14 protein-coding genes are annotated in these 12,086 nt (G+C 35.5%); 4 read left to right on the top strand and 10 right to left on the bottom strand.

Annotation, left to right across the window (positions count from 1 at the left end; all coding sequences use genetic code 11):
• Positions 1-2: 2 nt before the first annotated feature.
• The gene (locus LNP19_RS14385; RefSeq protein ID WP_230062589.1) at positions 3-281 is read right to left on the bottom strand and encodes a DUF2752 domain-containing protein; all 279 of its coding nucleotides are present in this window, start codon (positions 279-281) and stop codon (positions 3-5) included.
• A 103-nt stretch (positions 282-384) separates the two neighbouring features.
• Here LNP19_RS14385 and LNP19_RS14380 point away from each other — a divergent pair, with 103 nt between their 5' ends.
• A complete protein-coding gene (locus LNP19_RS14380; protein WP_230062588.1) occupies positions 385-567 on the top strand; it encodes a hypothetical protein in 183 nt (60 codons plus the stop codon).
• Entirely contained in the window at positions 560-1,111 is a 552-nt protein-coding gene (locus tag LNP19_RS14375) for a Smr/MutS family protein (protein WP_230062587.1), read from the top strand. Before LNP19_RS14380 ends, LNP19_RS14375 begins: the two co-directional genes overlap by 8 nt.
• Positions 1,112-1,197: 86 nt before the next feature.
• Here the strand turns inward: LNP19_RS14375 and LNP19_RS14370 are convergent, their stop codons facing one another.
• Positions 1,198-2,157: a hypothetical protein gene (locus LNP19_RS14370; RefSeq protein WP_230062586.1), complete on the bottom strand. Its 960-nt coding sequence runs from the start codon at positions 2,155-2,157 to the stop codon at positions 1,198-1,200.
• A gap of 203 nt (positions 2,158-2,360) precedes the next feature.
• Between LNP19_RS14370 and LNP19_RS14365 the strand changes: the two genes are divergently transcribed.
• Positions 2,361-3,278, top strand: a complete 918-nt coding sequence (locus LNP19_RS14365) for an EamA family transporter (RefSeq protein WP_230062585.1) — start codon at positions 2,361-2,363, stop codon at positions 3,276-3,278.
• Positions 3,279-3,298: 20 nt separating this feature from the next.
• Positions 3,299-4,423, top strand: a complete 1,125-nt coding sequence (locus tag LNP19_RS14360; protein ID WP_230062584.1) for a cysteine desulfurase family protein — start codon at positions 3,299-3,301, stop codon at positions 4,421-4,423.
• Positions 4,424-4,483: 60 nt separating this feature from the next.
• Here the strand turns inward: LNP19_RS14360 and LNP19_RS14355 are convergent, their stop codons facing one another.
• The 8 genes from LNP19_RS14355 to LNP19_RS14320 form a co-directional block, all read right to left on the bottom strand.
• A complete protein-coding gene (locus tag LNP19_RS14355) occupies positions 4,484-5,461 on the bottom strand; it encodes an MlaD family protein (RefSeq protein WP_230062583.1) in 978 nt (325 codons plus the stop codon).
• A gap of 8 nt (positions 5,462-5,469) precedes the next feature.
• A complete protein-coding gene (locus tag LNP19_RS14350) occupies positions 5,470-6,222 on the bottom strand; it encodes an ABC transporter ATP-binding protein (protein WP_230062582.1) in 753 nt (250 codons plus the stop codon).
• On the bottom strand, positions 6,219-7,001 hold the full coding sequence (locus tag LNP19_RS14345) for an MlaE family ABC transporter permease (protein ID WP_230062581.1): 783 nt from the start codon (positions 6,999-7,001) through the stop codon (positions 6,219-6,221). Before LNP19_RS14345 ends, LNP19_RS14350 begins: the two co-directional genes overlap by 4 nt.
• A 256-nt stretch (positions 7,002-7,257) precedes the next feature.
• Complete coding sequence (locus LNP19_RS14340) at positions 7,258-8,124, bottom strand: ribose-phosphate pyrophosphokinase (protein WP_230062580.1); 867 nt, start codon at positions 8,122-8,124, stop codon at positions 7,258-7,260.
• 6 nt (positions 8,125-8,130) lie between these two features.
• Positions 8,131-9,633 carry a thymidine phosphorylase family protein gene (locus LNP19_RS14335; protein ID WP_230062579.1) on the bottom strand — a complete coding sequence of 501 codons (1,503 nt, stop codon included), beginning with the start codon at positions 9,631-9,633 and terminating at the stop codon, positions 8,131-8,133.
• Between the two features lie 114 nt (positions 9,634-9,747).
• Positions 9,748-10,041, bottom strand: a complete 294-nt coding sequence (locus LNP19_RS14330) for a chaperone modulator CbpM (RefSeq protein ID WP_230062578.1) — start codon at positions 10,039-10,041, stop codon at positions 9,748-9,750.
• Complete coding sequence (locus LNP19_RS14325; protein ID WP_230062577.1) at positions 10,038-10,940, bottom strand: DnaJ C-terminal domain-containing protein; 903 nt, start codon at positions 10,938-10,940, stop codon at positions 10,038-10,040. Before LNP19_RS14325 ends, LNP19_RS14330 begins: the two co-directional genes overlap by 4 nt.
• A 263-nt stretch (positions 10,941-11,203) precedes the next feature.
• Complete coding sequence (locus LNP19_RS14320) at positions 11,204-12,013, bottom strand: AraC family transcriptional regulator (RefSeq protein ID WP_230062576.1); 810 nt, start codon at positions 12,011-12,013, stop codon at positions 11,204-11,206.
• Positions 12,014-12,086 lie beyond the last annotated feature (73 nt).

Genomic DNA, 12,086 nt, shown 5'->3' with positions numbered 1-12,086 from the left:
AATTAATAGTGTTTGTAAATGTAACCCGCAATCATAAAAATTACATTTAACATGCCTATGAAGAAAATTGTTTTTTGAGAAAAAACACCTTTGTAAATAAAATGAAAACCTATAAAAGCCAAGAATAATAACGAAGTGAAAATGGCTGGATACATTTGAAAAGAGGCAGCAAATTCTCCTTTCAAAAGTAACAATAATGCTCTCTGAAAACCGCAACCTAAACACTCTATTCCGAAGAGGGTTTTACTCAAACAAGGGAGCATGTATTTTTCTAAATTCAATGGATTTATTTTTTGACAATTTACAAAAAAAAGAATAAACCTTTTTTATAAAAAAGCAGGGCTATTTTTAATTTGTTACTTTTGGAACCTGATAAAAAATGAAATGAAAAAAATAGTAATTCTGATAATGCTTTTGGCAATTCTTATCGCTTTTTTTGAGCAGGTGAGTGCCGAGAAAAATGTGTATGTAACGGTGGTAGCGATAGTCGTTTTTATGTTTGGGATGATGCGACTGAGTGCTAAAACGCCAAGTAAAAATCAAGAAAAAGAAGAGAAAGATGTTTAGTAAAGGAGATAGGGTTTCAGTACTTGATGAAGCGATCAATGGAGTGGTCTTGTCAGTAAAAGATAAAGAGGTAACAATAGAAACGGAGGAAGGATTTGTGATGACATTTTTTGTCAATGAATTAATTAAAGTAAACGTTTCCAGTAACTTAATGGACTCCATTAAAAGAATTAATATAGATAAGGTTTCGAAGGAAAAAGAGATCCCAAAACCTCGGAGTTTTGTGAAAGAACGCAAAGATAAAAATGAAATATCAGCTCCGGAGTTTGATTTACACATCGAAAAATTGGTTCCCAATAAACGTGGAATGTCTAATTATGATATTCTGACTTTACAATCGGAAACAGCCAAAAGACATATCGAATTTGCCATTCGCAACCGCATCCCTAAGATCGTTTTTATACACGGAGTTGGTGAAGGAATCTTAAAAGCAGAGCTTGATTTTTTGTTAGGGCGTTATGATAATATTGCTTTTCAGGATGCCAATTATCAAAAATATGGTCTAGGTGCAACCGAAGTTTTTATCAAACAAAACAGCAAATAAAAGGTTGGTTACTGAGCAAAAAAAGTCCCGTTTTACAATTGTAAAACGGGACTTTTTTTGGCTTCTTTTAAAAGAAAATTAACGCTTTAATTCGTTGTTAAAAGATCGCCATAAAGATAATTATCACCCAATAAAAAATCGCTGTTACCTTTCTTTAAGGTCACTTTTTTGAGTACAATAGTATGCTTAAAAGTGTTAGGTCCATCAGTGGTTGTGGTGACTTCTATGATTCCGTTTATACCGCTTATTCCGGCTACGGCATCCCATTGTTGACTTATTGTTGGGGTAGCAGGTGTCGTGGTTGCACAAAAATAATCTGAGGTCAGGAGGCCTGAAAATAAGCGATATTTCAGGATGTTTTTGCTAGTGCCAATGACTCCTGTACGAGGTGTATTTACTGCGGTCACTTCGTTAACAATTAGATTTGGGTCTATATCCAGAGTCAAAGCTTCGCTGGTGGTATAATTATAAATCAGGTTAGACGAGCTGCATTTTTCAATCGTTTTGTCAAAAAGGAAAGGCAAAGGAGTCGCTGGTGTAACATAATTTCCAAAAGGGAAGGTTTCGTATACCTGAGTTCCGTTGCTTTTGGCAAAAGTGATATTTTTAAATACAATACTATGATTGTAGCCTGAAATTTTAGTACTATTCTCAGTGGTGTTGACAGTTTTGATTGCGGTGGTAAAAATCTCTATTTTCCCGGCAGTAGCATTCCATTGGTCCGTTACAATAGGGTTAGCAGGAGGGATGGTTTCGCAAATATTGTCAGTGGCAACGTTTCCATTGTAAAAACGGTAAACAACACGATTTGTGTTATTAATGTCTATTGACAGTGGCGTATTGGTCAAAGAGGGTTCACTAGGGAAGGAGGTTTTAGGGATCTCAAGAAGCAAAGCTTCTTTCTCTTTTAGTTTGTAGATGATGTCATTTGTGCTGCAGTTCTGCGTATCGACATCTTCAAAATTGATGTCTTCCTGAATTAAATTTCCATCATCACAGCTGTTTAATAACAGGGCAAAAAACATTAGGCTTACTACTCTTTTCATTTTTATCATATTTGAAACAAAAATAGAATTTTTAATTTGTTTCAAATGCATTCCATTCAAAAACATAGAATTTAACTGTGCCATTAGGTGTTAAATTCGATATAAGGTCTTAATGGTAGTGATGTGGCTTTGTGGTAAAGCAATACTGTTAATGATTTTAAGCGAATAGAAATCATTATCTTTGCGCCAATTTAATACAGGTGATGAGACTTAATAAATATTATTCTGCCGCATTTTTGGCTTTTTTTATCTGGGGTTTTTTTAGTTTAGCTTTAAAGCCCTTATACAATTATTCTTCTTTGGATATTTTGTTTTACCGTGTTTTCTTCAGTGTGATTACAATGGTACTGATTAATCTGGTTTTTCGTAAGAAAGTGATCCAGAAAGATTGGAATTATTTTAGAAATATGAGTGCTAAACAGAAACGAAATGTCGTTTTATTGACCGTGGGCGGGGGGGTATTTCTCTCTTTAAACTGGTTTGTATTTATTTACGTAATGAATAATGTGAGTGTAAAAGCCGCTTCATTAGCCTATTTGATTTGTCCAATTTTGACGACTGTTTTGGCCTTTTTTATCTTAAATGAAAGGCTCAGTAAATGGCAATGGTTAGCCGTTTTGATAAGTGTGCTGAGTTGTGTGTTACTGTCCATAAACTATTTTGAGTCTATTTTTTATAGTTTGATTGTCGCAGCAACCTATGCCATGTATTTAGTGAGTCAGCGAAAAAACAGTCAAATGGATAAATTTTTGGTATTGACAGTGCAATTGATTTTTATCGCACTGGTTCTTTTACCGTTTTATCCGGTACTTAGCGGACCAGTTCCTACTGAACCGCTATTTTATGTTTGTCTGTTTGCTATAGTGCTCTTTTTTACAATTATCCCTTTGTTTTTAAATCTCTATGCACTCAAAGGAATTAATTCTTCGGCAGTGGGTATTATGATCTATATCAACCCTATTATTGGGTTTTTATTGGCAATATTTTTTTACAATGAAGAGGTAAGTTTTCTGCAGGGGTTTTCTTATTTTCTAATTTTTGTTTCGGTATTAATTTTTAATGAAAGAGTGCTTTTTACTAGAAAAATAAAAATAGCACCATCAGAAATAGAAGGATTTTAAATAATTTGAATCATCAAAAAATGAAAAAAGTATACCTCGATAATGCCTCTACAACCGCTATTCGTCCCGAAGTTATCAGGGAAATGACAAAAGTAATGGCCGATGATTACGGAAATCCTTCATCTACACATAGTTTTGGACGCAATGCCAAAAGTATTTTGGAGCTTTCCAGAAAATCAATTGCCAAGGCGATCAATGCTTCTGCTCAAGAGATTATTTTTACCTCCTGCGGGACGGAAGCCAATAATTGGATTCTTCGTTCGGCGGTGTCAGATTTGAAGGTAAAACGCATTATTACCAGTAAAATAGAGCATCATGCGGTTTTGTTTACTATTCAAGCTTTGCAAAAAGAATTTGATATTCAAGTGGATTATGTGAACCTTAAGCCAAATGGTGAAATTGACCTCACAAATCTAGTAGAGTTGCTTTCTCAGGAGCATAAAACATTAGTGAGTTTGATGCAGGTAAATAACGAAATTGGAACCGTTCTGGATCTAGCTCGAGTAGGGCAGATATGCCAGCAATACAAGGCTTTATTTCATTCGGATACCGTTCAATCTATTGGAAAAGCAGTATTGGATTTGCAGGTTTTAGCTGTTGATTTTCTGGTTGCCAGTGCTCATAAATTTCATGGACCAAAGGGTGTTGGTTTTGCTTTTGTTCGAAAAAACTCAGGTTTACAGCCTTTATTTTACGGTGGAGAACAGGAAAAAGGATTGCGTGCGGGAACCGAAGCCGTGCATCAGCTAGCGGGAATGGCAAAAGCGCTGGAACTTGCTTATGCTAATTTAGAGACCGAAAGAAAGTATATTTCTGATTTGAGAAGTTATTTGATTGAAAGTCTTGAAGTTGAATTCCCAGGCTTTTCTATCAATGGAAATCCAGATGGATTTTACAACATAGTGAATGTTCTGTTGCCTTTATCAGCCGAAAAAACAGCTATGATTCTATTTCATTTGGATATGAAAGGAATTGCGGTTTCCCGAGGGAGTGCCTGTCAAAGCGGGAGCATCAAGCCTTCTCATGTTTTGGCTGAGATGCTTTCTGCTGAGGATTTAAAAAAACCGAGTCTGCGAATTTCTTTTAGCCATTACAACTCAAAAGAAGATGTTGATTTATTGGTTGAAGCTTTGAAAAGCATTTAAAATACAACTTATTCGCTATTGAGGATGAGTACAAGGAACATTTTGAGCTTTACACAATACTTATTTTTTCTGTTCTTTTAATTTTTCTTTTTCTTGTTTTCTGAAATAGCCTCTAAAAAAGAAGTTGTGTTTTAAGGCTTCCATATTTTCGTTTAGTCGTTTGCTGGCTTGATTTATGTTAGTCATTGTAGAGTCTATATTTTGAACTAAATTTGGGTCATTCGAAAGATAATTGAGGGCACCTTTGCCGTCTTTAATATTCAAAACAGTTTTGTTAAGATTCCCAATCACTTTATCAATTTCGGTACTTGATTGATTTAGATTGAAAATGATATTTTTGATTTTAGCAGCTACTGCGGTATCTTTTACAACACCAATTACGTTATTCTTATTATCCAAAGAAGAGATGAGTTTGTTTAAATTTGATACTGATAAAGAGGTCTCTTTCCCTGATATTTTTAAATAATGTATGGTCTCTTTTAAATCTCGAGCCATTTCGATATCACTTATCAAAAGACCTACAGTTCCTTTTCCTTGATTGATATCGTTTGTTATTTTAAGTAAATTTTCGGTAAGAATAGCCGCATTTTGATTGGTTTTACCAAGTGTATTTAAAATATCATCAGTTCTTATGCGGTTTTGTGAATGAATTACATCGCCTAGCTCAACGTTCGGTTTTAGTCCTTTTCCGGGTATAATGTTTATGATCATACTCCCTACTAATCCATCAGAACCTATGGTCGCTACGGCATCTTTTTTTATGTGTTTAAAGATGTTTTTATCAATGATCATATCCACTTTTATGTTTGTGTCATTGATCATTTCAATGCCACGAACAGTTCCCACGTTTACCCCGGAGTAACGCACATTGTTACCTATTTGCAAGCCGTTTACATTGTTAAAAACGGTTTCCAAGCGATTTGTTTTGCCAAACATTTTTTGTTTATCACCAATAAAATAAATGGCAAGAATGAAAATGATAAGGCCAATAATAACAAAAAGACCCAATTTTATTTTTTGCGATGTTGTTTTTTCCATGTCTGTGTTTATTTAAAGAAAGCCTGTATTTTAGGATCTGTTGAAGAGGATAGCTCTTTAAAAGTGCCTTCGGCATAATTAATTCCATCGACAAGTAGAATCATTCTGTTCGAAATCACTCTGGCACAATCTACATCATGGGTAATAATTAGAGATGAGGTATTGTATTTTTGCTGGATTGATTTCATTAAGATTAATATTTCTTTGGCGGTTATAGGATCTAGTCCAGTAGTAGGTTCGTCATAGAGGATAATTTTTGGTTGCAGAATTAGCGTTCTGGCAAGGGCAATCCTGCGTTTCATTCCTCCGGATAATTCTTCGGGCATCAGGTTAATGGTATCGGCTAGGCCTACGTTCTCCAGTGCTTCCATCACTAGCGGAGTGGTGTCTTTTAATACACCAAATTTTTTGGTGTGACGGCGCAATGGAAATTCCAGATTCTCTCGGACGGTCATCGAATCATAAAGCGCACTTCCTTGAAAAAGAAAGCCAATTTCAGTTCGAAGTTCGTCCAATGCGGATCGGTTGAGTTCGTTGATATTCTCGCCCATTACTTCTATCGAGCCACTATCCGGCTGTTCGAGTCCTACCAGACATTTGATCATAACGGATTTACCGGAACCGGATTTACCCATAATAACCAAGTTTTCCCCTTCATTTAGAACCATATTAAAACCATTCAAAACATGATGGTCTCCATAGCTCTTTTTTAGCTCTTTGATTGTTATGATAGCTTTTGTATTTGGAGTTTCGGTAGTCATAAATCATAAAATATATCAGTCACAAAAACGGCAATGAAATCAATAATAAAAAGCAGCATCGAAGTGAATACAACAGCTGAATTAGCAGCAAGCCCCACACCGGCGGTGCCTTTTTTACAATAATAGCCTTTAAAACACCCCACTAAGCCTATGGCGAATCCAAAAAAGAAGGTTTTAATTGTTGCAGGAATTAAATCACCAAATTCCAACGCATTGAAAACCTTATTGAAATACAACAAAAATGAAACATTTCCTTTGACATTTTCGACCAAATAAGAGCCAAAAAGAGCAATAGCATCTCCAAAAAAAACCAATATAGGAAGCATAAATGTGGTTGCTAAAATTCGGGTAACCACTAAATATTTGAAAGGATTTGTACCAGAGACTTCCATAGCATCAATTTGCTCAGTAACTCGCATGGAACCTAGCTCAGCACCAATTCCAGAACCAATACGGCCCGCACAAATTAGGGCAGTAATAATGGGGCCTATTTCTCGAATGATAGAAATACTAACCATAGAAGGCATCCAAGAAACTGCTCCAAATTCCAACAGTGTGGGACGCGATTGTAAAGTAAAAACCAGACCAATAATGAAACCAGTTACAGCTACAAGTAATAAAGAACGATTTCCCATATTGTAACATTGTCTTAGGAATTCTCTAAACTCCATCGGACTTCTGAAAGCCTCTCTAAAAAAACGGCTCGCGAAAAATGAAAGTTCGCCAATTTCTAATAAGAAAGATTTGGATATTTCTATTATTTTAAAATTAGTATTCATAGGTTAATGAATTAATTTTCAGCAAGAAAAGGCTACTCAAATATACGATTATTCTTCTTATTATCATTTTTTTTTATGGGGTAGCTTTGGTTTTTGATAGCTTTAGCTAAAAAAAGAGAGTGCCTGATTAATATCAATTGCTTTTATTACAATGACGCTTTGTTAACGGATTTTAAAATGATTAAATAAGATATTTTTAGTTCAAGTTTTCGTAGTGAGGATTTTAGAGATTTCCAAAATAGATTGTTTATTTTAATTATTGGATTAATAAATCGCTGATATCAATACGATTGCTTTCATGCGGAATAGTATTGCAACTGATGATTTCTTTGACACCGGAATTTTTTATTTCTTGAAAAGAATTTCCGCTAAAAATTGCGTGAACACCTATGCAAACAGCAGGTTTCATCCCGGCCATTTTCAATTGGTTGATTGTCTCAATCATAGTGTGTCCTGTTGAGATAATGTCATCTACCAGAACTGGAGTAAATTCTTTGTATTGCTCCACTGCAGGAACAGAAACGGATACGTCACTATCGCCATGGCGTATTTTTGTTAAAATGATGTAAGAGGCATTGGCATTTTTTGCGACTTCTGAAACCCATTGTTCACTTTCGATATCGGGACCAATCAATAAGGGTTTGTCAATGTTTTTTTTAATCCAAGCGGAAATGTGATTGGCGGCATGTCCTAATCTGGTAGGAATACTATAAATTTCCGATAAGCTAGTTCTCCGATGCAAATGCGGATCGATTGTGATTAAAGTATCTATAAAGCTCGAAATCAATTGGGCAAAATAGGTTGAGGTTACTGCCTCTCCGGGATTGAAAACTTTATCCTGACGCATATAGGCCAGATAAGGAGCCACTAGAGTAACTTTTTTAACACCTAGTTCTTTAGCCGTTTTGGCCAAAAAATAGATTGGCAATAGCTTAGAATCGGGTTGATTTAGTGTACAGATTATGACTACTTCTTTGTCCTTAACATTCGAAAGTATTCGGATATAAGTTTCTCCATCTGGAAATTGGTGTGTTTCAGCATTTCCTTTTTCCCCGTCTTCTTTTTGGATAAGCAAATCCGCAAGTTTTTCATTTCCGGGCAAAGTAAAAAATATCTTTTTCATGCTAGTTTATTGGATTAGAATGATGTCCTGTTCCTTTTTTAGATATTCTGTGGCATAATTCAATTCGCCTTTTGTTTCGGCATAAATGCAAAATAAAAGGTCTCCCTTTTTTACTCTTGTTTTCAAAGGCGTATGAAGCAGTACACCAGCTTTTGAATCATGAGGAGCACCGGCAAGCTTAGCAATTTTAGCAATTCTGCGATTGTCGATTTCGACAACAATTCCTGATTTTTCGGCATGAATATCTGTTTTGAAAGCGCCCAAAACGGGTTCTTTAAAACCTCCTTGTGCTTTACAAATAGCCATGAATTTCTCATAAGCTCTACCCGAAGAAAGAATCCTTTCGGCCGATAGGTAGCCGTTTCCACTTTTTTGATTGTTGGCCAAGTCGATGATGCTGCCAGCAATGAGGAGGGATTTATTTCTTAAATCTTGTGGTGCCTCTTTTTCGTTTCGCAGTACACTTAAAACATCCATAGCTTCCAATGCTGGACCAATTCCTCTGCCAATAGGTTGTGAACCATCAGTGAAGAGTACTTTTACTTCCAGTGAAAGTGCTTTTCCCACTACTGTGAAATAGTATTTCAATTTCTCGGCATCTTCTTCGGTTCTTACTTTTGCAGTTTTTCCAATAGGAATATCGATAACGACATGGGTGGAGCCGGCTGCTGATTTCTTAGACAATACCGATGCGATCATTTGCCCTTCGCCATCGATATCGAGTGCTCTTTCGATCCGAATTAAAATATCGTCGGCAGGACTTAGTTTTATAGAGCCTCCCCATACAAAGCAGCCGTTTTCTTTTTCGACTACTTTTTTAATTTTTTGAATATCCAGATTGACCGAAGTCATGGTTTCGAGCGTATCTGCAGTTCCAGCGGGAGATGTTATGGCGCGAGAAGATGTTTTTGGGATGGTAAGCCCGGCTTCGGCTACGATAGCTACTATGATAGGGGTGGTGCGGTTTCCCGGAAGTCCGCCTACGCAATGTTTGTCTACTACAATCTTATTAATCCAGTTTAGTTTTTGTCCTGAATCTATCATTGCTTCTGTAAGTGCAATGATTTCTGACATATTGAGATTATCACCGGCACAGGCAGTAATAAAAGAGGCGATTTCGATATTTGAATACTGTCCTTTTACAATGTCATCTATAATTTTTTGAAAAGCCATTTTATCTAATTGCTTGCCATACATTTTTGACCGGACAAGCCCCATTGATGCTACGGGTTGTACATGAGCAAAGCTGATTTTGTCTCCTTCGATGGCATTTAATTGCTTCCAGGCGCTATTTGATAATCCTGCTTTACCTTCTTTTAAAATACCGTCGGTAATGATATATAAAGTGGCAATAATGGATTTTTCTTTTACGGTAACCAAAACTCTGTTGTGTGCTTCAAAACCTTCTGATTTACAGATGTGGCAGTCTTTTCGCATGAAAACTACAAATTCTTTTTGGGTATCAATGCCAAGCTGAACCAGTTTTAAAGTATTAAATTCATTAGTCATTCTCATTTCATTTAAAGGATTAGATAGAAAAGAAGCTGCTTTTTAATCGTTTTTAAAATAAGATTTTGAGTGACTTACTTTGTAGATAAAAATTCTCAAAAAGATTTTCTGATTTTAATTTTCGTAAAACCGCAATCTGTTTCGAACTAAAAGTAACTCCGTTTGCAAGGCGTCTATTTTTTGGAGTAAATTAAACACCACATCAATACCTTCTATATTGACGTCTAATTCCTGATGCAGTCTAATTATTTTTTCAATTTCATAGATAGCATCTTGATGGACATATTGTGTTTGATCAATAGTCTGAATCTCGATTAATCCTATTTCGTTTAGGTTATCAAAGAAAGTGAGTTCCACTTTATAATGGGTAGATAAGGTGCTTAGGGTAATGAAGTTTTCTGTACTCATGATGTTCTTAACTTAGAAAGTTCAGTAAATAATTCTTTTTCTTTTTCAGTAAGATTTTTGGGAATTTTTATTTGATATGTGATGTATAAATCACCAAATTGTCCTTCTTTTTTATAAACAGGAAAGCCTTTGTCTTTCAGTTTTACTTTGGTGCCATTTTGAGTTCCTGGGGCGACTTTGAGTTTTACTTTTCCGTCAAAAGTATTCACAGTAATCTCGCCTCCTAAAATGGCGGTGTACAAATCTAAATCTACATTTTCGTATAAATTGTCTTTGTCCCGTTTAAAATCGGTGTGGTTTTCTATGGAAAATGTAATGTACAAATCTCCTTTTGGTCCGCCTCCAGCTCCTTCGCCACCATGACCGGTTATTTTGATGATTTGTCCATTTTCTACTCCGGCAGGAATGGTAAGTCGGATATTTTTTCCGTTAATGGTTAAGGTTCGTTTGTGTGTGGTGTAGACCTCTTTGAGGTCAAGATGCAATTCGGCATTGAAGTCTTGGCCTTTGTATGGAGTGCTTCTGCCTGGGCCACCTCTTGAAGCTCGCCCGCCAAACATAGATTCAAAAAAATCAGAATAATCACCACCGCCTCCAAAACCTCCAAAACCACCTTGTTGGCCACCAGTTTGGTATTGCTGTTGTTGTCTTTTTGATTTTTCAAATTCTTCAGCATGTTGCCAATTTTCGCCATATTCATCGTATTTTTTGCGATTTTCGGCATGGCTCAATACTTCATTGGCTTCATTGATTTCCTTGAATTTTTTTTCGGCTTCCTTGTTGTTGGGATTTAGGTCGGGATGGTATTTACGAGCCAGTTTTCGGTATGCTTTTTTTATTTCGGCTTCCGTTGCTTTTTTATCCACTTCTAGTATTTTGTAATAGTCTATAAATGCCATTTTGTTTTTTTATCTAATTTTTGAATATTAAATTTGAGAAAACTGATTTTTTGACTGCAAGCTGAGTGTCGTACGAATTGATTAGTACCTAGTTAGACTATCAAATTTAATCAATTTTTAGCTGATAAATAGCAATAAAATGGTTTATTTCAGTTGATTATTAATTGTTTATAACAAGCTGTATTTGGAATAAAATATTCTTGGGTTAATATTCAAAGTATATAAAAGGGGTTTTAAGAGTAAGTTGATTGTGGTATAGTTTATTAAGAAATTTCCCGATTTGCTTTTCTAAAATCGACAGGTCTTATTTTTACTAAATTATAAAAGGTGTTGCTAAAAGTGGCCGGACTGTTATAACCGGACTCATAAGCGATTTCACTGATAGACATCTCTGTTTGAAGTAGTTTTTCCATACTGTGAATGATTCGGGTGAGTTTTACATATTGCAGGAAGGATATGTCTAAATCAGTTCTAAATAAACGGGAAAGACTGCGGCTACTAGAGCCAAAAAGGCGGGCTACATTTTTTAACAACAACGGTTGATTTACATGGAGATGGATGTAGGCCAAAATTGGGCTTAATCTTTCATTGGTGGTAGTAGGAAGCACAACAGGTAAGGGGTTTTTACTCATTTCAGCAATGATATTACCGAGTGTTTTAATATATAGATATTTAGTTTTTTCCTTTTCAAAAATATTACCGCTCCAGTTTTCAGTAAATAAAATCATTTCAAGAATTAAATTAGGAGCAGGATATATTCCCATTTTCGAAAAGAAATCATCATTATTTAAAATTGATGGCGGAATATAAATATTGCGTATCATGCTTATGGAGGTTTTTAACTCGATTAAATGCTCCATTCCTGCTGGAATCCAGACAAAATGCCTAGCCGGTAAGAAATAAGAATTGTCTTTTGTTTTTAAATAAACCGCTCCACCTTCTACATAAGTTAATTGATGTTTGTTATGATTGTGCATTAAAAGCCGCTCTTCAATCTTGGTGTGAAATATATAAGTTGTCTTTGGATATTGGTTTACTTTTTCTAAGAAGTGAAGCGTTTTTGTAGTTGGCATAAGACAATTTTTAAGTTGGCTCAAATTAACAAATAAATGGCTTAATTGACAAAATAAGACTAAAAAATATGCC

Source organism: Flavobacterium acetivorans, from assembly GCF_020911885.1.
Lineage (GTDB): Bacteria > Bacteroidota > Bacteroidia > Flavobacteriales > Flavobacteriaceae > Flavobacterium > Flavobacterium acetivorans.
The sequence above is the reverse complement of the archived record's forward strand: the minus strand, read 5'-3'. Positions and strand labels throughout refer to the sequence as shown.

Bases quoted from the DNA above. Each gene is read 5' to 3' on its own strand.
- LNP19_RS14350 (WP_230062582.1), bottom strand. From the start codon at position 6,222: ATGACTACCGAAACTCCAAATACAAAAGCTATCATAACAATCAAAGAG.
- LNP19_RS14335 (WP_230062579.1), bottom strand. From the start codon at position 9,633: ATGACTAATGAATTTAATACTTTAAAACTGGTTCAGCTTGGCATTGAT.
- LNP19_RS14330 (WP_230062578.1), bottom strand. From the start codon at position 10,041: ATGAGTACAGAAAACTTCATTACCCTAAGCACCTTATCTACCCATTAT.
- LNP19_RS14355 (WP_230062583.1), bottom strand. From the start codon at position 5,461: ATGGAAAAAACAACATCGCAAAAAATAAAATTGGGTCTTTTTGTTATT.
- LNP19_RS14380 (WP_230062588.1), top strand. From the start codon at position 385: ATGAAAAAAATAGTAATTCTGATAATGCTTTTGGCAATTCTTATCGCT.
- LNP19_RS14345 (WP_230062581.1), bottom strand. From the start codon at position 7,001: ATGAATACTAATTTTAAAATAATAGAAATATCCAAATCTTTCTTATTA.
- LNP19_RS14370 (WP_230062586.1), bottom strand. From the start codon at position 2,157: ATGAAAAGAGTAGTAAGCCTAATGTTTTTTGCCCTGTTATTAAACAGC.
- LNP19_RS14325 (WP_230062577.1), bottom strand. From the start codon at position 10,940: ATGGCATTTATAGACTATTACAAAATACTAGAAGTGGATAAAAAAGCA.
- LNP19_RS14365 (WP_230062585.1), top strand. From the start codon at position 2,361: ATGAGACTTAATAAATATTATTCTGCCGCATTTTTGGCTTTTTTTATC.
- LNP19_RS14360 (WP_230062584.1), top strand. From the start codon at position 3,299: ATGAAAAAAGTATACCTCGATAATGCCTCTACAACCGCTATTCGTCCC.
- LNP19_RS14375 (WP_230062587.1), top strand. From the start codon at position 560: ATGTTTAGTAAAGGAGATAGGGTTTCAGTACTTGATGAAGCGATCAAT.
- LNP19_RS14320 (WP_230062576.1), bottom strand. From the start codon at position 12,013: ATGCCAACTACAAAAACGCTTCACTTCTTAGAAAAAGTAAACCAATAT.
- LNP19_RS14340 (WP_230062580.1), bottom strand. From the start codon at position 8,124: ATGAAAAAGATATTTTTTACTTTGCCCGGAAATGAAAAACTTGCGGAT.